Below are 25,127 nucleotides of genomic sequence, written 5' to 3' on the forward strand. Positions count from 1 at the left end.
ATGGTCAGTTGGCGAGTTCAACCCGGTTACGGCCATTGCCCTTGGCCTGATAGAGAGCCTGGTCGGCGCGGTTCATGGTGGCTGTCGGTGGTTCCTGAGGGCCGCGCAGGGCCGCGCCGATGCTGATGGTCAGGTTGAGTTGCAGATCGTCGAGGGCCACCGGCTCCTTGTTCAGGGCACTGCGAATGCGTTCGGCAATCTGCAGCAATTCATGCTCATCATGCACCTGCAGCAGCACCACGAACTCCTCGCCGCCGCTGCGCGTCACCACATCCTGTGGGCGCACGGCCGCGCTGATGCGCCGGGCGGTTTCCCACAGCACCTGATCGCCTGCGGCGTGGCCGTGGTTGTCGTTGACCTTCTTGAAGTAATCCAGGTCGCAGAACAGCACGCCGAGCTGCAGGCCCAGATCGTCGGCTTGCTCCTGCTGCCTGGGTAGAAAGTGATTGAGACCGGCACGGTTCCATAGCTGGGTCAGCGGGTCGAGCATGGTCTTGCGCTGTTCGCGGCTCAGCGCCGCCCGCAGTTGCGCGGTCTGCTCGCTGACGTGGCGCAGCTTCAGGTAGCCCTCGACCAGGGTCGCCATGTCGATAAACAGGCGCAATTGTTTGTCCGTCAGCTGCCGTGGGGCCGGGTCGATCAGGCACAGGGTGCCCAGCGGCTGGCCCTCCTGGGAGAACAGCGGTTGCCCGGCGTAGAAACGGATCTGCGGATTGTTGATTACCACCGGATTGTCGTGAAAGCGCAGGTCGTTATAGGTGTCTTCGACGATCAAAGGCTGGTTGCCGAGAATCGCGTGGGCGCAGAAGGATATGGTCCGTGGGGTTTCGGTGATCTCCAGGCCGATGCGTGACTTGAACCACTGGCGGTCATGGTCGATCAGGCTAACCAGCACGGTCTTGACCGCGAAGACCTCACGCACCACCCGTACCAGGGTGTCCAGATAGGCGTCTGCGGGGGTGTCGAGCAGTTCGTTATCATCGAGAATCTGCTGGCGCAGGACTTCATCGCAGGGCATTTCAGGGCTGAGCATGGGGTGCTCCTGATGGGCTGGGGGCGAACCATTGATCGGCACGGGTCAGGCGGTAAGCATAGCCACCCAGGCACAGGCTGCGCAGTCCCATAAAGCTCAGGAAGGCCAGCCACAAGCCCTGATTGCCCAGTGGTTGCAGGGCCCAGGCCAGCGGCAGGCTGAGCAGCAGTGCCAGCAGCATGGAGTCGCGCATCTCACGGGCGCGGGTGGCGCCGATAAACAGGCCGTCGAGTAGATAGCTCCAGACGGCGATCAGCGGCAGCAGGGCGAGGTACGGTAGGTAGACGAATGCGGTTTCGCGTACCGCTACGATATTGGTCTGCAGGCTGATAAACCAGTGCCCGCCCAGCAGAAAGAACAGCGCAAAACCCAGACTGGCGAGCAATGACCAGCCGCCAGCGACGATCAGCGTGCGCTTTAGCGCACTGCGATCACGCGCGCCCAGTGCGTGTCCGCACAGCGCCTCCAATGCATGGGCCAGACCATCGAGGGCATGGGCGGCGAGCAGCAAGCCGTTAAGCAGCAGGGCATTGGCCGCTACCGTCTCATCGCCCAGGCGGGTGCCTTGCACGGTGACCAGAAAGAACACCGCCTGCAGCGCCAGGGTGCGGATAAAGATGTCGCGGTTTACCGCCAGCAACGGCCGCCAGTTCAACCAGCGGCGCAGCGCCGCCCAGTCCAGCGTGCCGGCATAGGCGCGCAGGGCGCGGCGGGCCAGGTACAGGCCAAGCAGGGCGCCGCTCCATTCGGCAATCACCGAGGCCCAGGCCGCGCCGGCCACGCCCCAGTGCAGGCCGAGGACAAACAGCAGGTCGAGGGCGACATTCAACAGGTTGGTGGTCAGCAGAATGGCTAGCGGGCCACGCGCGTTCTGTGTGCCCAGCAGCCAGCCAACCAGGGCATAGGTGGCCAGTGCTGCGGGCAGACCAAGCAGGCGGATATACAGGTAGTTGCGCGCCAGTTCATCGAGTTGCGCGGAAGGCTGCATCAGCGCCAGTGCGGCGCTGCTCAGGGGAATGGCCAGGCTGATCAGCACCACCGCCAGCAGCACGCCAAGCAGCAAACCCTGTAGCAACACCCGACGCAGCGCGCCTCCGTCGTTACGTCCGGCGGCTTGAGCGCTGAACCCGGTGGTGCCCATGCGCAAGAAACCCACTGCCCAGGTCAGCAAGGTGTACAGGCTGCCGCCCACAGCCACGGCGGCCAATTGGTGGGCGTGCGGCAAATGGCCGATCACCGCACTGTCTACCAGCGCCACCAGCGGCACTGAGAGGTTGCAGAGGATCATCGGTGCAGCCAGTGCCCAGACCCGTTTATGGGTGGGCGTGTGCTGCCAGGCATCGCGTAAGGCGTTTATCAAATGTGCTCTCAAACTTGATTGGCGGTAGCTGCAACAAAATGCGCGGGCGTATGTCACAGGCGGGTTATTAAACACTGATCGACAGGCGTGCGCTGCCAAGCAATTTTGCATGTGTACGCGTAGAACCTGTTTATGGTCTTGCGAGCTAGAACCCTGCAAGGCAAAGGCAGGCGAAGACGCGGAGTGTACGAGTTGTACATGAGTATCCGAGCCTGACTTTAACGCCGCAGGGCCGACGCGCAGCAGATCGTTAACAGGTTCTTAGTTGTCGGTGAGCGCCTCGACTATAGTGTCAGGCCTCTGCACCTACCCTTGTTGGAGCCCGCAATGCCGAAGAATGGACTGCTTCTGGCACTTGTCCTGAGCCTGCTCAGCGCCTGTGATTCATCCACCCCTGGGCCAGCCGAAGTGACGGCGACCCAAGCCCCGCCTGTTAGCAGCGAGGCTGCCAAGCCGGCGGTCGACCGCAAGGCGTTGGCCGAGCGCTACGCGGGCCGCGAACTGACCGTGGTGGATGTCTCGGAGGTGCAGCTGGATGGTGCCAGCACGCTGTCGATCAGCTTCTCGGTGCCGCTCGACCCCGAGCAGAAGCTCGCCGAGCGCCTGCACCTGGTCGATAGCAAAGACGGCAAGGTCGATGGCGCCTGGGAACTGACGGACAATCTGATGGAGGTGCGCCTGCGCCACCTGGAGCCACAGCGCAAGCTGGTGCTGACCGTGGATGCCGGGCTGCTCGGGCTGAATGGCAAAAGCCTCGCTGCCGAGCAGGTCACCCGCCTGGAAACCCGTGATCTGCAAGCCAGCGTCGGCTTCGCCAGCCGTGGCTCCTTGCTGCCCACGCGCCTCGCTGAAGGCCTGCCGGTGATCGCGCTGAACGTCGACAAGATCAATGTCGAGTTCTTCCGCATCAAGCCCGAATCGCTGCCGGCCTTCCTTAACCGCTGGGGCCGCGCGAGCAATCTGGACAACTGGGAAGCCCGCAGCCTGCTGCCGATGGCTGACCTGGTTTACGGCGGCCGTTTCGATCTGAACCCTGCGCGCAATACCCGCGAAACCTTGCTGCTGCCGATTGCCGGCCTAGAGCCGTTCAAGCAGCCCGGTGTGTACCTGGCGGTGATGCGTGAAGCCGGCAGCTACAACTACTCACAGCCGGCCACGCTGTTCACCCTGAGTGATATCGGCCTGTCCGCGCGGCGCTACCAGAACCGTATCGATGTGTTCACCCAGGCCCTGGCCGGCGGTGATGCCCTGGGCGATGTGCTTCTGGAAATCCTCGATGCAGAAGGCCAGGTGCTGGCCGAAGGCAAGACCGACAGTGCCGGTCATGGCGAACTGCCACTGCCGCCCAAGGCCGAAGTGCTGTTGGCCCACCAGGGCGAACAGACCAGCCTGCTACGCCTGAATTCCGCGGCGCTGGATCTGGCCGAGTTCGATATCGCCGGCCCCGTCGCTCATCCGTTGCAGTTCTTCGTGTTCGGCCCGCGTGATCTTTATCGCCCCGGCGAAACCGTGCTGCTCAACGGCCTGCTGCGCGATGCCGATGGCCGCGCGGTAAAAGCCCAGCCGGTGAATGTGGAAGTGCGTCGCCCGGATGAGCAGGTCAGCCGCAAATTCGTCTGGCAGGCTGATGACAGCGGTCTGTACCAGTACCAGCTGCAACTGGCCGACGAAGCGCCGACCGGCCGCTGGCAGCTGCTGTTCGACCTCGGTGATGGCCGTCAGCAGCTGTATGAGTTCTCTGTGGAAGACTTCCTGCCCGAACGCATGGCACTGGAACTCAAGGGCAGCGATGTGCCTTACAGCCCGGCAGAAAATGCCCAGTTCGACGTGACGGGGCGCTACCTGTATGGCGCCCCGGCCGCCGGTAATCGTCTCAGTGGCCAGCTCTATGTGCGTCCGCTGCGTGAGGCGGTGGCGAGTTTGCCAGGCTATCAGTTCGGCTCGGTCACCGAAGAAGAGCTGAGCGAGGACATCGAGCTGGATGAAACCAGCCTCGACGAACAGGGCAAGGCCAGCCTGGATATCGAAAGCCGCTGGAGCGACGCCAAGTCGCCGCTGCGTCTGATTCTGCAAGCCAGCCTGCAGGAGTCCGGCGGCCGGGCGATTACCCGGCGGATTATCCAGCCGGTCTGGCCAGCCGAGCGTCTTCCGGGTGTGCGCGGGCTGTTCGATGGCGAGGAAGTCGACGCCGACAGCCTGGCCGAGTTTGAAGTGCTGGTGGCCGATGCCGAGGGCAACAAGCTGGCGGCCGATCAGCTCAGCGTGCGCCTGATTCGTGAGCGCCGTGACTACTTCTGGAACTTCTCCGAGAGCGATGGCTGGAGCCATAACTACACCGAGAAATTCCTCACCCTTAACGAAGAAACCCTCAAGGTCGCTGCCGGTGGCACCGCCAAGATCAGCTTTCCGGTGGAGTGGGGCCCGTATCGCATTGAGGTGATCGACGGCCAGACCGGCCTGCTCAGCAGCCTGCGCTTCTGGGCCGGCTACCGCTGGCAGGACAACGCCGACGGCGGCGCAGTGCGTCCGGATCAGGTCAAGCTGGCGCTGGATAAACCGGCGTATGTCGATGGCGATACGGCCCAGGTCACCGTCACCCCGCCCGCTGCGGGCAAGGGCTACCTGATGGTGGAGTCCAGTGAAGGCCCTCTGTGGTGGCAAGAGGTCGACGTACCGGCTGAGGGCAAGACCTTCGACATCCCGATTGCCAAGGACTGGGCGCGGCATGACCTGTATGTCAGCGCCCTGGTGATTCGCCCCGGCGAGCGCAAGAGCAATGCCACGCCTAAACGTGCGGTTGGCCTGCTGCATCTGCCGCTGGAACGTGCGCCGCGCAAACTGGCGCTGACCCTCACTGCTGCGGAAAAGATGCGTCCTAATCAGCCGCTGAAGGTCAAGGTGCAGGCGCGCAACGCCGACGGCAGCATCCCGAAACAGGCGCAGGTGCTGGTCGCGGCGGTGGATGTCGGCATCCTCAATATCACCGAGTACGCCACGCCCGATCCATTCGCCAACTTCTTCGGCCGCAAGGCCTATGGCGCGGACCATCTGGATATCTACGGGCAACTGATCGAAGCCGGCCAGGGCCGGGTGGCCAAACTGGCCTTCGGCGGTGACGCGGCGCTGGCCGGTGGCGGCAAGCGTCCGGATACCAGTGTGCTGATCGTCGCGTTGCAGAGTGAACCGCTGAAACTGAACGAGCTGGGTGAAGGCGAAGTCAGCCTGAATATCCCTGACTTCAACGGCGAACTGCGGCTGATGGCGCAAGCCTGGACCGTTGAGCACTACGGTATGGGCGAAGGCAAGACAGTGGTCGCTGCGCCGCTGATCGCCGAGCTGTCGGCGCCGCGCTTCCTCGCTGGCGGTGATGAAACCACCCTGGCCCTGGACCTGAGCAACCTGTCCGGGCGCGAGCAGAAACTGGATGTGCAACTGAGCGCTGCAGGCCAGCTGCGTCTGGCGCAGAATCCGGGGGCTGCGGTTGCACCGATCACCCTGGCGGATGGTCAGCGCACCATTCTGCGTATCCCGGTCACCGCGCTGGGCGGCTATGGGCAAGGGCGCTTCAAGGTCAGTGTCAACGGCCTGGCCCTGCCCGGTGAGGATCTGCCGCCATTCAGCCGTGAGTGGACGCTGGGCATTCGTCCGGCCTACCCGGCGCAGTTGAAGCACTTCCGCGCGGTGCTCAAAGACGAAGCCTGGCTGCTGCCTGCTGATGCCTTGAGCGCCTTTGAAACGGTGGGTCTGGAAGCTCGGTTGGCGATTTCTAGTCGTCCGCCGCTCAACCTTGGCGAGCAGATTCGTGCGCTCAAGGCGTATCCGTACGGCTGCTTGGAGCAGACCACCAGTGGTCTGTACCCGTCGCTGTACGCCGATGCTGTAACGCTAAAACGCCTGGGCGTGGAAGCCGAGCCGGATGAGCAGCGCAAGCGCTCCATCGAGTTGGGCATCGAGCGTCTGCTGAGCATGCAGCGCTACAACGGCAGCTTCGGTCTGTGGGGCGCGGACAGCGACGAAGAATACTGGCTGACCGCCTATGTCAGCGACTTCCTCCTGCGCGCCCGCGAGCAGGGCTTCGGCGTACCGGAAGAGGCGCTGAAAAAAGCCAATGAACGCCTGCTGCGCTACCTGCAGGAACGTCACCTGATCGAGGTCAACTACAGCGACAACGCCGAACACAGCCGTTTTGCCGTGCAGGCCTACGCCGGTTATGTGCTGGCGCGCAGTCAACAGGCACCATTGGGTGCGCTGCGCAGCCTGTATGAGCGGCGCAGTGATGCACGCTCCGGTTTGCCGCTTGTGCACCTGGCCGTGGCCCTGCAGAAAATGGGCGATCAGCCGCGTGCCGACGAGCTGCTGACCGCCGGCCTGGCCCGTGGTCGTGACAGCAATAACTGGCTGGCCGATTACGGCAGCCCGCTGCGCGATCAGGCGCTGATTCTGGCGCTGCTGGAAGAGCACGACCTGGCCGGCAACCGCCGCGAAGAGCGGCTGTTCAACCTGGCCGATGAAGTATCCGGGCAGCAGTGGCTGTCGACCCAGGAGCGCAACTCGCTGTACCTGGCCGGGCGCAACCTGCTGAGCAAGCCGGAGCCGAGCTGGAGTGCAGCGTTGCAAAGCGGCAGCCTGGCCTTCGAGCTTAGTAATGCGCAGCCGGGGCTCAAGCTCGATGGCAGCGACCTTACTGCGCCGTTGAGCATCCGTAATTCGGCAAGCAAGCCGGGTGATACCCCGCTGTATCAGCAGCTGACCCTGTCCGGTTACCCCAGTCAGGCCCCAGCTGCCGGTGGTGAAAACCTCAGTATCTACCGCGAATACCTAGGTATGGACGGTGAGACGCTGGACTTGAGCAACCTGCAAAGCGGCGAGCTGGTGCTGGTGCATCTGGCTGTATCCGCCCAGCAGCGCGTACCGGATGCACTGGTGGTCGACCTGCTGCCGGCAGGCCTGGAGCTGGAGAACCAGAACCTGGCACAAAGCTCGGCCAGCCTGGATGACGCCAGCAGTGCGGTGAAGGAGTGGCGTGAGTCGATGCAGAACGCGGCGATCAAGCACCAGGAGTTCCGTGGTGATCGCTACGTTGCCGCGCTGGATGTGAACGGCTACGACACCACCCACCTGCTGTACCTGGCCCGCGCCGTTACCCCGGGAAGCTACCGCGTGCCGCCACCGCAAGTGGAGTCGATGTACCGGCCGAACTGGCAGGCCCTGGGCACCACGCCGGGGCGTTTGATCGTTAAAGAGCGCTAGAACGCACAAGGCCCGCCAAATTGGCGGGCCTTGTTGTTTGGCTTAACCGATTAGGCCGCCGAGCAACCATAACCCCAGCACCAGCCAGATCACCCCGGCAATAATCGAGCGACGGATAAAGGCACGTACAGCCAGGTACAGCAGCCACAGGCCGGCCACCAGCACCACGATGCTGAGCAATGATGGCGTCACCCCCAAGGCCTTGGACATGCCCGTGATAAAGCTGCTGACCGCCCCACCGAGCAGGCCGAAAAAGCCGCTCAAGCCTTCGACGATAAAGCGGATTACCGAGCCAACCGCTTCGCCCAGGGATTCAAAAAAGCCTTCTACACCCATAGTTCTCGTTCCACTCGACTCTGCATTGGTGACTGCTGCGCGCCAGTGTGCCAGTCATTTGGCAGAATGGCAGCGCTACAGAGCATGTCCTGCCAGCGCTGGGCATAGAAAAGCCCCTGCCTCAGCGAGGCAGGGGCTTGTGGTGTAGCCCGTTTCAGTTCAGCAGGGTTGGACAGCTGACACCCACTGCAGCAAACGCGGCAATGGCATCGGCAGAGCCATAGCTGCGGTTCTGCGCCGACTGGATCACGCCGCAGGCGCCGCGGTTGAAGTCGCTGGTTTCCGTCCAATAGAAACGGTTGGCGTCGACAAACACTTCAAACGCTTTGCGGGTATTCCAGCCGATTTTCTGGCTGAGCAGGTAGAACGCGCGGTTATACACCCCGCTTGAGTGGTGAACATCCATACCGGCACGGTACTTGTCGGCGTGGTCAATGGAGCGGCCATCACGGCTGGGTTGGTCCATATAGCGCAAGGCGCCGTCACCTTTGAAGATGTCGTAGCCGACCTTCCAGTCATTCTTGCCTTTCATAAAGTATTCGGCCGCTTCGCCAGCCATATCGGAGAACGCTTCATTGATGCCGCCGGACTGGTTGCTGTAGACCAATCCCGAATGCAGCTCGGTAAAGCCATGGCTGACTTCGTGGGCTGAAACGTCCAGCGATACCAATGGGTAGAAGCGATTGCGACCATCACCGAAGGTCATCGCTTGACCGTCCCAGAAGGCATTTTCATAGCCGTTTCCGTAATGCACTTTCATATACAGCTTGCGGTTGAGCAGCGGGCGCAGGCCGCCAAACCAGTTGCCATACATCTGGAACACCACGTTGCCGAAATAGTGCGCGTCGTTCAGCGGCGAGAACGCACCGTTGATGCTCTTGAAGTCGTTGAACGAACAGGCGAACTGAAAGGGCGTGGTGCTGCTGTTGTTCAAGCTGTGGTTGAGGTTGACGGTGATGACATTACCGCTATCCATCTGACACTTGTTGTTGACCGACAGATGTCCGTAGTCCGTGCCATACAGGTAGCGGCCACTTTTCAGGTTGCCACCCGGCCCGCTTGCCTGGGCGTGGTTGAGACCTTCCCATTGATCAAGTAGCTCGCCGCTGTTGGCTTCGATCATAAAGAACGGGCGTGAGGGTTTGGCGCCTGGGAGGAAGAACGACACTACGTACGCCAGCTGTGCGCGTTGCTGTTCGTCCAGCCGTACGACCAGCTCACTCTGTTCGTTCTCACTCTGCAGGTCATTGGCTTTCAGGCTTTTGGCCATTTCCAGGGCTTGTTTGGCGCTGAGCGTTGGTGTTGCATCGCGTACCAGGTCGCTGCTGATCTCACTCACCAGGCGGCCGCTGCGTAGGGGCTGGCTACCGTCGGTAAACTCGGTGATGGCTTCGCCCCACACCCTGATGCCCTTATAGAACTGTTGATAGCGCACCACCTGAGCGCCACCAGGCAGTTGCGCGCTTAGGGTAGCGTTCAGCTCGTCCGGCTGCAGCCCAAGGTCATCATGGATGTCGCCGGCGCCGGCTATACCGGGGCGGGTTGGCAGGGTTGAGAGATCAATCAGTTCTGCGGCGAAGGTACAGGCGGGGGAAACAAGTGCGGCGAGTAGCAAGGTTTTCGGGAATATCTTCCTATGCATTGATGTAGCTCCATTGGGTAAGCGGAGGATGGCTCCGTGAATAGCCCGTTGCCTTATGGCGATAACGGTTTTTCACTGTTGTCGGCGCGGCGGGTAGCCAGGCGTTAACAGCGAACCCAAGGTATAGGCGTCAAAAATACGAATATCAAAAAAATGACGCAAAAAGATAACAATGGGCGCAAACGGCTCTAGCACGGTGCTTTTGCTCGTATGTTCTGGCGGATATGGCATGTTCTTCCATGGCGTCGAGCTTCTGCACGTCAGGTTTTGAGTTGCCAGCAGAGGCCGGAAATATTGGGCAGCGCCGCGTATAGTGCGGCGCTTCAGGGATGTGTATTGAGAGAGGCGCTATGCGTTCTGGGGCGGGTCGGTTGGTGGCAGCGCGTGCTGTTCTGGTGAGGTATTTGCGCCGTCCCTGGCTGGCTATTCCATTGTGCCTGCTGCTGGTTCTGGCAGCCGCTGACCGGCTATTTCCGCTGCCCTTGCCAGGCGATGATCTGGCCCGCGTGGTGCTGGCCGAGGACGGTGCGCCGCTGTGGCGTTTTGCCGACCGTGATGGCGTCTGGCGTTATCCGATCAGCCCCGGTGAAGTGTCGCCCTATTACCTGGAAGCGCTGCTGACCTACGAGGATCGCTGGTTCTATCAGCACCCCGGGGTCAACCCGTTGGCGCTGGGCCGCGCGGCCTGGCAGAACCTCAGTGGTGGGCGCGTATTGTCCGGTGGCAGCACCCTGTCGATGCAGGTTGCGCGACTGCTCGATCCGCATGCGCGCAGTTACAGCGGCAAACTTAAGCAGCTGTGGCGCACGCTGCAGCTGGAGTGGCACCTGTCCAAGGATGAAATCCTCACCCTTTACCTCAATCGCGCGCCGTTTGGCGGCACGCTGCAGGGGGTGGCGGCGGCCAGTTGGGCTTATCTGGGTAAGTCGCCGAGCCAGCTGACCCGCGCCGAAGCCGCTCTGCTCGCGGTGCTGCCGCAAGCGCCCAGTCGTTTGCGCCCCGATCGCCACCCCGAGCGGGCCCAGGCTGCGCGGGATAAGGTCCTCAAGCGTCTGGCCAGTTTCGAGGTGTGGCCGCAGTCGGCGATCAGCGATGCGCTGGAGGAACCGGTGCTGCTGGCGCCGCGTCAGGAACCGCGCCTGGCCCCATTGCTGGCACGGCGGCTGAATACGGCGGGCAGCCCACCGCTGATTCGCACGACGATCGATGCAGCCTTGCAACGCCGCCTGGAAGACCTACTGCTGGGCTGGCGGGCGCGGTTGCCGGAGCGCACCTCGGCGGCGATTCTGGTGGTCGAGCAACCCAGCATGGCGGTGCGCGCCTACCTGGGCTCAGTGGATATCAGCGATGCCAAGCGCTTTGGCCATGTCGACATGATCAACGCTGTGCGCTCGCCAGGTTCGACCCTGAAGCCCTTTCTTTACGGCATGGCGCTGGACGAGGGGCTGATCCATTCCGAATCACTGCTGCAGGATGTACCACTACGTTATGGCGATTACCGTCCGGGCAACTTTGCTGCCGGGTTCAGCGGCGCGGTGTCGGCCAGCGAGGCGCTGGCCACCTCACTCAATCTACCCGCCGTGCAACTGCTGGAAGCCTACGGGCCGAAGCGTTTTGCCGGCGAGTTGCGCAGCGCCGGGGTGCCCTTGCTGTTGCCGCCGCTGGCCGAACCCAATCTGGCGCTGATTCTCGGCGGCGCCGGCAGTCGCCTGGAGGAGCTGGTCAGCGGTTACAGCGCATTTGCCCGCGGCGGCATGGCCGCACGGCTGCGTTTTCAGCCGCAGGATGGGCTGCATGAGCGGCGCCTGCTGTCGCCCGGTGCCGCGTGGATCGTGCGGCGCATTCTCAGTGGTCAGGCGCGCCCGGACCGTGACCCGCGCGCGCAGCTGGTGCAGCGCCCGAGCCTGGCCTGGAAGACCGGCACCAGCTATGGCTTTCGTGATGCCTGGGCGATTGGCGTGGCGCCGCGTTACCTGATCGGCATCTGGATCGGCCGCCCTGACGGCACCCCGGTGTCCGGCCAGTTCGGCCTGGCCTCGGCCGCGCCACTGCTGCTGCAGGTGCATGATCTGTTGGTCAACCGCGACAGTCAGCGCGGCATTGCCCTGCCGATTGACCCGCAGCCGGCCTCGGTCGGCGTGGCAGCGATTTGCTGGCCGCTGGGCCAATCGCTCGACAGTCGCGACCCCAACTGCCGGCGCCAGCGCTTTGCCTGGACCCTGGATGGCACCACGCCACCGACCTTGCCGGCGCAGGATCAGCCGCTGGGCTTGGGGCTGCAGGAAAGCCTTTGGGTGAATGCCGCCGGGCAACGCGTGGATGCCAGTTGCCCGGGTGCCACGGCACAGCGCCTGGCGTTGTGGCCGGCGCCGCTGGAACCCTGGCTGCCGCGTCGTGAGCGGCGCAGTGCGCGCCTGCCGGTGGTTGATCCGCAGTGCCCGCCACGGCATGTGCCCGTCGCTGCGCCACTGTCGATTGTCGGCGTGCGTGAGGGTGATCATTTGCGGCGCCCGGCCGGCAGTAGCGAAGCGCTGCGTTTGCGTCTGTCTGCACTGGGCGGCAGCGGAAGGCGTTGGTGGTTTGTCGACGGTCAGCCGATTGCCGAAACCAGCGCCGATGCGTTGTTTAATCACGCCTTTACACGCAGCGGGCAGTATCAGCTCAGTGTGCTGGACGAAAGCGGGCAGACCGCGCGGGTTGAGTTCAGCTTGTCGGACTAAAACGCGCGGCAGGGTGTCCTGGCCATGAGTGACTACGCTATTGGGTGAAGGTTGGCACAGTCGTCTGCCGGCCGGTCGCGCAGGGATATGCGATGGCGAGATATAGATACGCAGCTGCTATCTGCCTTAGTGGGTTGTTGTTCAGCGCACTGCTTATTGCGAGTGAGTGGACCGGGCCGAGGCAGGCGCCGCCCGCACGCAGTGGCATGCAGGTGAGCTTTATTGCGGCGGATTTTCGTAACGGTGGGGTAGTCGGTGTGTACCGCAGCTTTGAGCGCGCGGCCAAGTTGCTGGGGTGGCGGGTGCATGCGGTAGATGGTCGTGGCGATGCGGCGGAGATCAAGCGGCTGGCCGCTGAGGTGCTTGAGCATAACCCCGATGGCGTGGTGCTCGGTGGCTTCGAGCCTGGCTACCTCGGGGAATTGCATGAAGCCTTTCAAGGCCGCGAGATCGCCTTGGTCGGTTGGCACGCCGGGGATCGGCCGGGGCCGACGGACAAGCTGTTCAGCAATATCACCAGCGACCCCATGCAGGTGGCCGACCTGGCTGCCGAGCACGCCATGCGTGACGGCCAGATCGGCGTGGTGCTGTTCACTGACAGCCAATTCGCCATTGCCACCGCCAAGACCCAGCGCATGGTGCAGCGCCTGGAAGAGTGCGCGCAGTGCAAGGTGCTGAGCGTTGAAGACCTGCCGATTGCCAGTGCGGGCAAGGGCATGGATGAGCGTGTGCGTTCGTTGCAGCGCCGTTTCGGTGCAGAGTGGAGCCATACCCTGGCAATCAATGATGTGTATTTCGACCATATCAACGTGCCGCTCAATGCCCTCGGACGTAAGGACATCCGCAATATTTCCGCTGGCGATGGCTCGGCCAAGGCGCTGGGGCGCATCCATTCGGGGTTGTCCCAGCAGGTCGCCACCGTCGCCGAGCCGTTGGGTATGCAGGGTTGGCAGCTGGTGGATGAACTGAACCGAGCCTTTGCCGGCCAGCCGCCTAGTCAGTTCGTGACACCGCCGCTGTTGATTACCCCGCAGGTGCTGCAGGAATCGGATGACCTCAGCATCGAACTGGACTTCAGTCATGAGGATGCGTATCTGCGACTTTGGCGGCAGGTGGACTGAGTTATTCCCGGCGCTGGTTAAAGTCTGCAGCTGGTGCAGCCGATAGCGGTTATACGTCGCCGGACAATTGAGTTTGTATACAAAATTGTATTCAATCTCTGTTTTCAAATAATAACTAGAAGGTAACCTCCATGGGCTTGTGGAAACGCAGCATCCAGTGGCAGCTAATTCTCAGCATGGGCGCGGCCCTGCTCGCCAGTATTCTGATCGTGGTAGGCGTCTACTCCGCAGTGGTCAATCGCCTGACTGAGCGCTTCCTGGTCGAAGAGGCCTTGCCGGCGCGGGTGCTGGCGATTCGTAACGATCTGGAGCGGGTGCTGACCGCGCCAATCACCGCCAATGCCGGGATTGCTGGCAATGCCTTTATTCAAGACTGGCTGGCGGCCGGCGAAGAGGAAGGCCAGCGCGATGCCGTGGCACGTTACCTGGAGGGCGTGCGCGAGCAGCAGAACGCCTTGACCACTTCGATTGCCGTGCTGGACAGCGGCAACTATTTCACCGGTGCGGGCCTGGCTCGGGTGATCAGCCGTGATCAGCCGGAAAACCAGTGGTTCTACAAGCTGGTCGACAGCAGCCGCGATCAGGTGCTGGAAATCGATATCGACAAGGGTACGCGACTGCCGACCCTGTTTATCAACCAGCGGATCAAGCAGGGCGGCAAAACCCTCGGCGTTTCCGGATTGGGTTTCAGCCTCAAGGCCATGTCGGAAATGATTCGCGACTTTCGTTTTGGTGAGCGCGGTCAGGTGTTTCTGATTGATGCCCAGGGCGAGGTCAAAGTGCACCCCCAGGCCGACCTGAGTGGCAGTGGCCGCCTCGCTGAACTGTTTGGCAAGGCGCCCGCTGATGAGCTGTTGGGCAGCGGTGGCAAGGCGGTACGTTTCGAGCGTGATGGTGAAACCTACCTGGCGGTGGCGCAGAAACTCTCCAGCCTTGACTGGTTGCTGGTCAGCGAGGTGCCGGAAGCGGAAATCTATGCCGAGGCGCGCCAGGCGCTCCTGATGACCAGCGCTATCGGGGTTGGTGTGGCCTTGCTGTTCCTCGGCCTGGTGGTGCTATTGGCGCGTGGCCTGGTCCGGCCGATTCGTCAGGTGACCGCGGCACTGGTGGAAATCGGCGGTGGCGGTGGCGACCTGACCCGTCGTCTGGATGAATCCCGCGAGGATGAGCTGGGCGATCTGGCCCGTGGTTTCAATCGGTTTATCGGCGGTCAGCGCAGCCTGATCAGCGATGTGCTGGCGACCAGCGAGCGTTTGCGCGCCTCGGTTAGTCAGGTGGCGCAGGTGGTCGACAACACCGCCGGACGCTCTAGCCAGCAACAGGAAATGACCGATATGGTCGCCACGGCGGTGCACGAGATGGGCCTGACCGTGCAGGAAATCGCCCGGAATGCCAGCAGTGCCGCGCATGCCTCGCAGTCGGCGCGCGATGAAGCGCAGCAAGCGCGCAAGGTGGTTGGCCAGTCGATCAGCCATATTGAGAGCATGTCCGCTGATATCGGCGGTGCAGCGGCGGCGGTCAGCGAGCTGGCCGAGCAGGTGGCCTCGATTGATCAGGTGCTGGCGGTGATTCGCGGGATTTCCGAGCAGACCAACCTGCTGGCACTCAACGCCGCCATCGAAGCGGCGCGGGCAGGTGAGATGGGCCGCGGTTTTGCCGTGGTAGCTGATGAGGTGCGTACCCTGGCCAGTCGCACGCAGAGCTCCACCGATGAAATCCAGCAGATGATCCAGCGCCTCAAGCAGGGCGCTGAAACTGCCGTGAGCTCCATGCACGCCGGGCAGAGCGCCACCGGCACCGGGGTCGAGGCCAGTCAGCGTACCGGTCAGTCGCTCAGTGCAATCACCGAGCAGGTCGAGCGCATCAGCGATATGAACACCCAGGTGGCCGCTGCAACCGAGGAGCAATCGTCGGTGACCGAAGAGATCAACCGCAACGTGCAGGGCATCGCCGACCTGGCGCATGCCACCGCCGGTGAGGTGCAGGTGTGTAAAGAGGACTGTCAGACCCTGCGTGGTCTGGCCGATGACCTGGCCAAGCAGATGAGCAGTTTCCGTTTGTAAGCGTATGCCGGCGGCACGCCTGTGCCGCCGGCATCAGGCCAGCTCTAGACGATTGCGCCCGGCAGCTTTGGCTTGATAGAGCGCATCGTCGACGCGCTTGAAGAACGCTTCGGCACTGCCGTCGCGCAGCATGTCATAACACCCCACACCCAGGCTCGCGGTCAGCGGCAGAGTCGCTCCCGGTACGTTGAAGCCTTCGCGCTCCAGCTCCAGACGAAACTGCTCGGCCAGCAGGCGTGCCTGTTCCAGCGGGGTGTTGGGCATCAGGATGCCGAACTCTTCACCACCCAGGCGTAGCAGCGCGTCGCTGTCGCGGCGGAAGTTCTGGCGCATGCGTTCGGCAAAGTCGCTCAGGCAGCTGTCACCGCAGGCATGCCCGTACTCGTCGTTGATCCGCTTGAAGAAGTCGATATCCAGCAGTACCAGCGACAACGGCTGGCTCTGCCGCTGGGCGTTGGCCACCATCACCGGGAACAGACTGTTGAACTGATAGCGGTTACCCAGCTGGGTCAGGCTGTCAGTGCGGCTGAGGTGTTCGAGGCGTTCCTGTTGGTCGAGCAGCTGCAGCTCCAGGGCCAGGGTGTTGTGGTACTCGCGGTGGCTGCGGTTCAGCGCCAGTAGCAGGTAGCTCAAGTAGAAACTCAGGGTGATCAGGATGGCGTACTGCTCGCGCCATGCCAGAGCCAGGGTCAGCAGCCCCGGCAGATAAATCAGCAGCAGCGCGAGTATTGCGCGTTTCTTGCGCATGGCGAAGTTGAAGGCCAGCGCGGTGCTGAAGGCAATGGTGCTGAGGGTGGCGATGATCACCGAGCTGCTGAACAGCGGATTGTGTTGCGCCAGGGCGTGGGCCAGACCCCAGCTCAGCGCAGTAATCAGAATCAGGCTCCAGTGCAGATTAAGCCAACGGCTGAGTGATTCGTTGCTCTGCTCCTGAGGCAGGCGATGCAGTACGCGCAAGGCCAGCAGCAGGGCAAACAGAGCGATGCCGGCGACGCCTGGCAGCACCAGTGCGCCTGGGGCATCGCTGAAAATCCAGGTCAGCAGCCATGCCAGCAGGTAATAAATACCGCCGAGTGGCGAGCGGATGCGTGTGTCCTGCGCTTCGCGCCAGAGGGCGAAGGCATTTGGCTGGCGGGGGACTTGGACTTCAGTCATGGCCTGTGATCACAAAATAACGGCTTGATCGCAGCATAACCCTTTGCTTTTGAAAAAGCTGTCAGATTGCTATCGCGCCCTAGTGGGCTAAAACCAAATGGTGGGCTGTGGTTTATCCAGTCCTGAGTTGTGGCATGTCCGGCCAAACCGGTGGCCGTTCCGGGTGATGTCCTGGCGAATCGTGACGTGAGCTGCATTTATGGAGGTGAGCGAAACGCGCATCCGCCAGCCGACTTACTTGCTGACACGCAGCGGGCAAGGCCTATGGGTTCAGTAGGTGCAGGACTATCGGCAATTGATCAAGGAGGGTGGGGCGCAATAACGGCCTGGCGGTTGGGCGCGCAAGTTGCATCGCCACGTGCACTGATCATGCGCAGATGGGCCAGCGGCTTGCTGGCCATTGCATGGGCTGCTGGATGCGCCAAAAAGGTGCTGGGCGTGTTCCTGGCTGGGCAGGTGGTTGTTGATCAGTGCGTGAGGTGAACCATGGCATTACTGCGTTTTCTGTTGTTGAGCGGCTGCCTGGGGTTGTTGTCGTGGCAGGTTCAGGCGGCAAGCTTTCCGGAGCGACCGCTGACCATGATCATCGGTTATGCCGCAGGCGGCAGCACCGATTTGCAAGGGCGGGTGCTGGCCACCGTGCTGGAGGAGCAGCTAGGGCAGAAGGTCACGGTCAGCAATATTCCCGGTGCCGGCGGCGCGGCCTCGGCGGCGATGCTGGCCAGCAGTATTGAGCAGGGCTATGTGTTCCAGTTCGGCGGCTCGTCGGTGGTCAGCATTGCGCCGCTGCTGTCTCCAGCCTCCTATGGTCCGGACAGTTTTACCTATGTAGCAGGGCTGTCACTGGAGCAACCGGCTTTTGTCACCGGTTCTAAGCATGGCCTCCAGGATTGGCCTGGGTTGCTGGCCTATCTGCGCGCCACACCGGGGCAGATCTATGTCAGCCAGGCAGCGGAGGATCGGCTGATTATCCGTGCCCTGGCCAAGCGCGAAGGGCTGGAACTGCGGACTGTACCCACCTCCGGCGGCGCCGGGATGGCACCGCTGGTGCTTTCCGGCGATGCCGTGTTTGCCTACAGCGGTGGCACCCATACGGGTTACACCGAGTCTGGCGAAATGCGTGTACTGGCCAGCCTGGCCGATACCCGCCTGTTGGGCTACCCCGATGCGCCGACTCTGCGCGAGCTGGGTTACGACCTGGGCCTGCATACCATGCGCATTGTCATGGTACCGGCCAACACCCCTGCCGAGCAGGTCGAGATCCTGGCCGACGCCCTGGCGGTCGCGGCCAAGGACCCGCGCTTTATCGAGGTGACCGAGCAGCGTATTCGCCAGCCGGTGGTGTTTATGCGTGGCGATGAGATCAAGCCTATGCTGCTTAGACAGATGAACGAGTACCGCACACTGATTGATGACATTGGATTGCAGTAGGCACCTACAGGGATTAGCTGACTGTGTTGTGACCCTGAGGCGCGGATGCAGATGAGTAGTCGCAAGAGTTACATGTCGAAAGCGGCGCGTTGGGAGCTGAAGTTCTCGACGCGGATAGCGTTGCTGTTTGGCATGCTCGGCATGGTGGCGATCACGGTGGTGATGGTTTACGCGCTGCGCACGGCTGAGGCCAACCTGCAAAGTGAAATTCGCAACAGCCTGGCGCAATACCAGCGCACCACTGTCAGCCTGATCAATAACCGTCTGCAGCTGCTTGAGGTGTATCTGCACAGCGCCTCGGCGCGGCGCACCGTCAGTGCCTTGTCGGAACAGGTTATGCCGGTTGAGAAAATCGCCGCCGACGTCGCCTTTATGTTCCAGGACGCCAATATCGATGCGCGCCTGGAGGTGTTTTTCCTGCTTGATCCAACGGGCAAGCTGGTGATGGATGCCGGCCTGCCGTTGCATGACATCAAACCGCTGGTGGCGTCGCTGCGCTCGCCCATTCTCTATGCCCACGGCTGGACGCTGGTGCAGACCGGCGCACAGAGCGCCTTGATCAAGGCCACGCCGATTTTTGATCCCGCCACCGTGCAGCTGCGCGGCTATCTGTTTGTCGGCCTGGCTTTGGGACAGAACCGGGCATTTGTCCACGAGTTGAGTGCCAGTACCAAGCTGGATCTGCTGGTGCTCGGGCATGCCAAGCAGCCGCTGGTCTGGCAGGGCGACAGCGAGCTTGGACTCACTGGTGATGTAGCCCTGGATGATCTGGTACGCGATGGCCAGGGGCTTTATGTGCAGCGCTTTCCGATCAGCCTGACGGGTGTCGAAGAGCCGTTCTGGCTAGTGCTGGGGGTTTCCGATAGCCGCTTTGCTTCAATCTACGACAGCTACCTGCAATCGTTTCTAATCCTCAGTGGCGGTTTTCTACTGCTGTTGCTGGTGGCCGCCTGGCTGCTGCGCATCAGCCATGATCGGGCGATCAATCAGTTGCTCGGTTTTATCGAAGCCACCCAGGCCGGCAGCCGAGGGCTGCGCTTTCAGCCGACCGGGATCTATGAGTACAACCGTGTGGGTGTGGCGATGCAGCACATGGTGGAGGATCTGCACGTCGCAGCCACGGTGTTCGAATCGGCCGAAGGCATGGTGGTCACCGATGCCGAGCATGTGGTGCTGCGCGCCAACCCGGCGTTCACCCGTATGACCGGCTACAGCGAAAGCGAGGTGGTCGGCAGTACCCTGGATTACATGCTGGCGCAGGGCAGTTTCGACATCGTGCGTGATGCCATGCTCGCGGCGTTGGCGCATGACGGCGCCTGGCAGGGTGAAATGCCCGGGCGGCGCAAGAATGGGCAGGAATACCCGCAGTGGGTGAGCATTGCAGCGGTGCGCTGCGGCGCCGATGGGCAGCTGATCAACTACGTGATCACCCTGACCGATACCACTCAGCGCAAAGCCGCCGAGCAGCGCATCGAACAGTTGGCCTATTACGATCCGCTGACCCATCTGCCCAACCGCCGTTTGCAACGCGAGCGCCTGGAGTACGCCTTGCTGGCCAGTCAGGACAGCGAGCAGCGTGGGGCGGTGCTGTTTATCGATCTGGACGACTTCAAGACGCTGAACGATGCCCGTGGCCACGATATTGGCGACCTGTTGCTGCAACAGGTGGCTGAGCGACTGACCAGCTGCGTGCGGCAAAGCGACAGCGTGGCGCGCATCGGCGGTGATGAGTTTGTCATCCTGCTGGAGAACCTCGGGCTGGAGCCGGTCAATGCGGCGCAGCAGGCCGAGGCGATTGCCAGCAAGATTCTGCTGGCCTTGCGGCAGCCGTTTCGCATGGGCGAGATCGAGCACTTCAGTACCCTGAGTATCGGCATCGCCATGTTCAATGGCACCGGTGAGCCGTTGGATGACCTGCTGAAACAGGCTGATCTGGCTATGTATCAGGCCAAGGCACTGGGGCGTAACACCTGCTGTTTCTTCGAACCGCAGATGCAGCAGCGGGTGGTGCAGCGCGCCAGCCTGGAAAGCGACCTGCGCCAGGGGCTGCTGAAAAGCGAGTTTGTGCTCTATTACCAGGCACAGATCGATCAGCGGGAGGGGTTGCAGGGCGCGGAAGTGCTGCTGCGTTGGCAGCACCCGGAGCGCGGCCTGTTGGCACCGGGGGAAATCATTCCAGTGGCTGAGGGTAGCGGTCTGATTCTGCCGTTGGGCGAGTGGGTGCTGGAAACTGCCTGCGCGACACTGGCGCAGTGGGGGCGGCGGGCGCAAACCCGGCACCTCAGCCTGTCGGTGAATGTCAGTACCAAGCAGCTGCAGCAAGCTGATTTTGTCGAACAGGTGTTGCATATCGTGCAGCGCAGCGGCTGCGACCCGAGCCGACTAAAGCTGGAAATTACTGAAAGCATGCTGCTCGATGGTCGCGCGGCGGTGATCGCCAAGATGGCCCGACTCAAGGCTCACGGCGTGCGCTTTTCCCTGGACGACTTCGGCACCGGCTACTCGTCGCTGTCCTATCTCAAGACCCTGCCGCTGGATCAGCTGAAGATCGACCGTTCGTTTGTCTGCGACCTGTTGAGTGACCCGCTGGATGCGGATATTGCCCGCACCATCGTCTCGCTGGCTCATGCGTTGAAACTGGATGTGATTGCCGAGGGGGTGGAAACCCTGGAGCAGTCCGAGCGCCTGAGCAGCTTTGGTTGCACGCGCTTTCAGGGTTACTACTTCGGTCGTCCAGTGCCGCTGGAGCAGTTGTTTGCAGGGCAGCCGGTCAACGCCAGCTAGGCGACCGGAAGCGGCCGCCCATTGCGCAACACCTAGCGCAGAATCAGCAGCGCGCTGTTGCTGGTGCGCAGCAGGCTACTGGTGGTGCTGCCGACCAGGAACTGGCGAATCCGCGAGTGGCCATAGGCGCCCATGGCCAATAAATCAATGCCTTGCTCGAGCTGGTAGGCGTGCAGGGTGGGCTCCACCTCGCCGGCGCGAATCGCTAGATACACTGCGCTGGCCGAATCTTGCACGACATGTTCAGCGGCCTTGAGTCGCTCCCAGGCATCGCTGGTATCCGCACCGATCATCACCAGGTGACACGGCAGCCCCTTGAGCAGCGGGCTGGCGGCAATCATTTGCAGGCTCTTGCGCGCGGTGGCGCTGCCGTCATAAGCCAGCATGTAGCTTTGCGGTGCCTTGAACTCGCCGCAGCTGACCAGAATCGGCCTGTGCAGGGTTCGGATAACGTTCTCCAGATGGCTGCCGACCAGCTGGCTGAGGCTGTCGCTGGTCTTGCCCTGGCGGCCGATCACCAGCAGGCGGATATCGGTCTCCAGCTCCTGCAGGCACTCAACCAGATCGCCATGGCGCTGGCGCAGTTGCGCCGGCTCCACACCATCGGCCTGTACCCGCTCGCGGGCCGCTTCCAGCATTAGCCGGCCTTGTTCCATGGCCAGCGTGTGGCGCTGCTGATCAAGCTTGGCCAGCTCTTCGAGCAGGTGCTCGCGGCTGCCCAGGCCGATAGTACCGGACAGGTCCGGGCTGGCCGGGTACTGCACGTCATCCAGCACGTGCAGCAGGGTCAGCGGCGCACTCAGGCGCTGGCTGGCCCAGGCGGCGTAATCGCAGACCGCGCGGGTGGATTGCGAACCGTCGATACATGCCATTACTTGGCTCATGGGCATTTCCTTTTAGTGGCCCGACAGCAGGTCGGTGGCGTTCTCTTTATCGTGCACCCCAAAGCGGTCGACGATGGTGGCGCTGGCCTCGTTCAGGCCCAGCACTTCGACTTCGGTGCCCTCGCGGCGCAGCTTGATCACGACCTTGTCCAGCGCGGCGACGGCGGTGATGTCCCAAAAGTGCGCGCGGGACAGGTCGATGGTGACCTTGCTTACGGCTTCCTTGAAATCAAAGGCGGCGATGAATTTTTCGGCAGAGCTGAAGAACACCTGCCCAACCACCTTGTAGGTACGCTGGCGGCCCTCGCTGTCGAGTTCAGCGTTGATATAGAGGAAGTGGCCAATCTTGTTGGCGAAGAACATGGCAGCCAGCAGCACCCCGACAAACACGCCGTAGGCCAGGTTGTGGGTGTATACGGTCACGGCCACGGTGGCGAGCATGACGATATTGGTGGAAAGCGGGTAGTGCTTCAGGTTGCGCAACGAGTCCCAGCTGAAGGTGCCGATCGACACCATGATCATCACCGCCACCAGTGCGGCCATGGGAATCTGGCTGACCCAGTCGCTGAGGAATACCACCATCAGCAACAACACCACGCCGGCCACCAGGCACGACAGCCGACCACGGCCGCCGGATTTCACGTTGATGACTGACTGGCCGATCATCGCGCAGCCCGCCATACCGCCCAGCAGGCCGGAGGCGATATTGGCCACGCCCTGGCCTTTGCATTCGCGGTTCTTGTCGCTGTTGGTGTCGGTCAGGTCATCAATGATGGTCGCGGTCATCATCGACTCCAGCAGGCCCACCACAGCCAGCGCAGCGGCGTAGGGAAAGATGATGGCCAGGGTTTCAAACGTCAGTGGCACATCCGGCCAGAGGAAAATTGGCAAGGTGTCCGGCAACTCGCCCATGTCACCGACGGTGCGGATATCCAGGCCGAAATACATGGCCACGGCAGTCATCGACAGGATGCACACCAGCGGTGAGGGAATGACCTTGCCGAGCTTCGGCACATAGGGGAACAGGTAGATGATGGCCAGGCCCGCCGCGCACATGGCGTAGACCTGCCAGGTGACGTTGGTCAGCTCCGGCAGCTGGGCCATAAAGATCAGAATCGCCAGGGCGTTAACGAAGCCGGTGACCACCGAACGCGAGACAAAGCGCATCAGCGAGCCGAGCTTGAGGTACCCGGCGCCGATCTGCAGCACGCCAGTCAGCAGGGTCGCTGCCAGCAGGTATTCCAGACCGTGGTTTTTCACCAGGGTGACCATGACCAGTGCCATGGCCCCGGTGGCAGCGCTGATCATGCCTGGGCGGCCACCGACAAAGGCGATCACCACGGCGATGCAGAAGGAGGCATACAGGCCGACCTTGGGGTCGACCCCGGCGATGATCGAGAAGGCGATGGCTTCCGGGATCAGCGCCAGTGCCACCACCAGACCGGCGAGCACATCGCCGCGGATGTTAAAGAACCAGGTGTTTTTCAGGCTTTGCAGCATGGTCAATTCCAAAAACTGGGGTCCGCAGATGCACGCAAGAGCAGGGCGGATGGGCTAATAAAAAGCTCGGTACAACGATAGCAACGCAGCCTTGCGGCCAGCGCGCAGGGGCAGAGCTACGGCAGCGGGTAAGCCGGCCGGGCTATGCAAGGAGGGGGCGAAGCGCTATGGCGGCGTAGGCAGCCAGCGGGATGGTTGGGCCAGTGTCATATCGACCTGTCTCTATCCATTCGGGCGAAAAGGGCGCTCACCTTAACACATGCCTCCCGGCCGTCGCAGCCCGCGGGCTGTCGGCCCTGCGAGTTGAACTCATTAGCAGGCGTGCACTCCTACACCCGCAGCCCAGCGTCTGGCCCGACCATTCGGCACCCGCACAGCCGTGCTGTCATGTTCACGCAGCACACTGCTGTTTCCCGTAAGCACGCGAGTATGACTATTCATGATGTCCGCTGCGAAAGGGGTGCTAGGACGGCTACCTGATGTAAGCCCATGGAAATGGGCGCTGTTACTGCTGGCGTTGACCCTGGTTTACCAGATAGGCGTGCAGCACCTGGATAACCGTCTGTATTTCTGGATCAAGACCTCCTGGCATGAAACCGAATGGGAAAGCCGCAGCCTGTGGCTGCCCGAGTACCAGGTGCGCATTGATGCGCTGCCGATTGCCGGAGTGAGCAACAACCTGTCCGGCCTGACCTACGACGAAGGCTGTGACCAGCTCTGGGCGGTGGTCAATAACCCCGAGGAGCTGCTGGCGCTGAGCAAGGAGGGTGAGCTGTTGGCGCGTTATCCGCTCAGCGGCTTCAGCGATGTCGAAGGCATCACTTACCTGGGCGATAACCTCTTGTTGCTGGCTGAAGAGCGCGACCAGGCGCTGGTGGTGGTCGAGCTGCCGGAAAAATCCGGTGCTCTGTTTCGCGAGGATTACCGGGCGCTGACTCTGGGCATTGATCTGGGCGGCAACCAAGGCTTTGAAGGGGTCGGCTACGACCGTGCGGGTGACCGACTGTATGTGGTCAAGGAGCATTCACCGCGCAAGCTGTATGAGGTGCGAGGCCTGAAATCCAGCTTCCAGGGTGACTTCAACCTGCAGGTGATCGATCGCCAGGCCTGGATCGATCACAAGGTGTTTGCCACGGACTTGTCATCGGTGCATTACGACGAGCAGACCGGGCATCTGGCCCTGCTCAGCGATGAGTCCAAGGTGCTGATCGAACTGGATGCCGAGGACGGCAAGCTGATCAGTTTCCGCTCGCTGCTCAGTGGCTTCGCCGGGCTGCAAGACAGCGTGCCGCAGGGCGAGGGTCTGACCCTGGATGACCAGGGCAACCTCTATCTGGTCAGCGAGCCCAATCTGTTCTACCGCTTCACACGCGAGAGTCGGCCGGGTGCTTAACCGCGCCTGATCAGCCAGATGCCGACGACGATCAGCAGCAGGCCGCCGACTTTGCCTGCGGTGATCGGCGCTTCACGAAAGCCGGCCCAGCCGAAGTGGTCCAAGGTCAGGGCCATGCTCAGCTGTCCGGCGATCACCAGGGCCATAAACAGCACGGCGCCGACGCGTGGGCCGGCAAAGGCGGCGGTGGCGATAAACATCACCCCTAGCAGGCCGCCACTCCAGTGCCACCAGGTCAGACCTTTGAGCGCGGCGAAGCTGGGGAATTCGCGCTGCACCAGCACCAGAATCAGCAGCGCCAGAGTGCCAACGGCAAAGGACACCAGTGCGGCGGCCAGCACGCTGGACACCTGCTTGGCCAGTTGCCCGTTGATCCCGGCTTGCAGCGGCAGGCATGCGCCGGCAACGAAAGGCAGGGCCATCAACCACCAGGTCGGGGCAGGCATGGGGCATCT

15 protein-coding genes and 1 pseudogene are annotated in these 25,127 nt (G+C 62.3%); 8 read left to right on the plus strand and 8 right to left on the minus strand.

What is annotated here, in order from left to right; translation table 11 throughout:
* Positions 1-4: 4 nt before the first annotated feature.
* Positions 5-1,033, minus strand: coding sequence for a sensor domain-containing diguanylate cyclase (locus RHP75_RS03480; protein WP_311090464.1), 1,029 nt, complete (start codon positions 1,031-1,033; stop codon positions 5-7).
* Entirely contained in the window at positions 1,020-2,390 is a 1,371-nt protein-coding gene (locus RHP75_RS03485) for an MATE family efflux transporter (RefSeq protein ID WP_311091856.1), read from the minus strand. The genes RHP75_RS03480 and RHP75_RS03485 overlap by 14 nt, the downstream gene beginning before the upstream one ends.
* Positions 2,391-2,720: 330 nt before the next feature.
* Between RHP75_RS03485 and RHP75_RS03490 the strand changes: the two genes are divergently transcribed.
* Positions 2,721-7,643, plus strand: coding sequence for an alpha-2-macroglobulin (locus RHP75_RS03490; protein ID WP_311090465.1), 4,923 nt, complete (start codon positions 2,721-2,723; stop codon positions 7,641-7,643).
* 42 nt (positions 7,644-7,685) lie between these two features.
* Here the strand turns inward: RHP75_RS03490 and RHP75_RS03495 are convergent, their stop codons facing one another.
* Positions 7,686-7,979, minus strand: coding sequence for a hypothetical protein (locus RHP75_RS03495; protein WP_233685972.1), 294 nt, complete (start codon positions 7,977-7,979; stop codon positions 7,686-7,688).
* A 154-nt stretch (positions 7,980-8,133) separates the two neighbouring features.
* Positions 8,134-9,621 carry a M4 family metallopeptidase gene (locus tag RHP75_RS03500; RefSeq protein WP_311090466.1) on the minus strand — a complete coding sequence of 496 codons (1,488 nt, stop codon included), beginning with the start codon at positions 9,619-9,621 and terminating at the stop codon, positions 8,134-8,136.
* Between the two features lie 350 nt (positions 9,622-9,971).
* Here RHP75_RS03500 and pbpC point away from each other — a divergent pair, with 350 nt between their 5' ends.
* The 4 genes and pseudogenes from pbpC (at position 9,972) to RHP75_RS21145 (ending at position 15,525) form a co-directional block, all read left to right on the plus strand.
* Positions 9,972-12,341, plus strand: a complete 2,370-nt coding sequence (gene pbpC / locus RHP75_RS03505; RefSeq protein WP_311090467.1) for a peptidoglycan glycosyltransferase PbpC — start codon at positions 9,972-9,974, stop codon at positions 12,339-12,341.
* A gap of 206 nt (positions 12,342-12,547) precedes the next feature.
* Complete coding sequence (locus tag RHP75_RS03510; protein WP_311090468.1) at positions 12,548-13,462, plus strand: substrate-binding domain-containing protein; 915 nt, start codon at positions 12,548-12,550, stop codon at positions 13,460-13,462.
* Between the two features lie 176 nt (positions 13,463-13,638).
* Positions 13,639-14,607: pseudogene (locus RHP75_RS21140) on the plus strand (cache domain-containing protein); the annotation flags it as partial.
* A 213-nt stretch (positions 14,608-14,820) separates the two neighbouring features.
* A complete protein-coding gene (locus tag RHP75_RS21145; RefSeq protein ID WP_409079719.1) occupies positions 14,821-15,525 on the plus strand; it encodes a methyl-accepting chemotaxis protein in 705 nt (234 codons plus the stop codon).
* Positions 15,526-15,558: 33 nt separating this feature from the next.
* Here RHP75_RS21145 and RHP75_RS03520 read toward each other — a convergent pair whose 3' ends face one another.
* On the minus strand, positions 15,559-16,680 hold the full coding sequence (locus RHP75_RS03520; protein ID WP_311090470.1) for a GGDEF domain-containing protein: 1,122 nt from the start codon (positions 16,678-16,680) through the stop codon (positions 15,559-15,561).
* 486 nt (positions 16,681-17,166) lie between these two features.
* On the opposite strand from RHP75_RS03520, the gene RHP75_RS03525 reads away from it, so the two are divergent.
* Positions 17,167-18,111 carry a tripartite tricarboxylate transporter substrate binding protein gene (locus RHP75_RS03525; RefSeq protein ID WP_311090471.1) on the plus strand — a complete coding sequence of 315 codons (945 nt, stop codon included), beginning with the start codon at positions 17,167-17,169 and terminating at the stop codon, positions 18,109-18,111.
* A 51-nt stretch (positions 18,112-18,162) separates the two neighbouring features.
* Complete coding sequence (locus tag RHP75_RS03530) at positions 18,163-20,895, plus strand: EAL domain-containing protein (RefSeq protein ID WP_311090472.1); 2,733 nt, start codon at positions 18,163-18,165, stop codon at positions 20,893-20,895.
* Between the two features lie 32 nt (positions 20,896-20,927).
* Here RHP75_RS03530 and RHP75_RS03535 read toward each other — a convergent pair whose 3' ends face one another.
* A complete protein-coding gene (locus tag RHP75_RS03535; RefSeq protein ID WP_311090473.1) occupies positions 20,928-21,779 on the minus strand; it encodes a universal stress protein in 852 nt (283 codons plus the stop codon).
* Between the two features lie 12 nt (positions 21,780-21,791).
* Positions 21,792-23,279, minus strand: a complete 1,488-nt coding sequence (locus RHP75_RS03540; protein WP_311090474.1) for a SulP family inorganic anion transporter — start codon at positions 23,277-23,279, stop codon at positions 21,792-21,794.
* Between the two features lie 439 nt (positions 23,280-23,718).
* Between RHP75_RS03540 and RHP75_RS03545 the strand changes: the two genes are divergently transcribed.
* Positions 23,719-24,672 carry an SdiA-regulated domain-containing protein gene (locus RHP75_RS03545; protein ID WP_311090475.1) on the plus strand — a complete coding sequence of 318 codons (954 nt, stop codon included), beginning with the start codon at positions 23,719-23,721 and terminating at the stop codon, positions 24,670-24,672.
* Here the strand turns inward: RHP75_RS03545 and RHP75_RS03550 are convergent.
* Positions 24,669-25,118, minus strand: coding sequence for a DMT family transporter (locus RHP75_RS03550; protein WP_311090476.1), 450 nt, complete (start codon positions 25,116-25,118; stop codon positions 24,669-24,671). The two genes, RHP75_RS03545 and RHP75_RS03550, sit on opposite strands and share 4 nt — an antisense overlap.
* Between the last annotated feature and the right edge of the window lie 9 nt (positions 25,119-25,127).

The sequence above is a fragment of the Pseudomonas sp. SG20056 genome, assembly GCF_031764535.1.
Lineage (GTDB): Bacteria > Pseudomonadota > Gammaproteobacteria > Pseudomonadales > Pseudomonadaceae > Aquipseudomonas.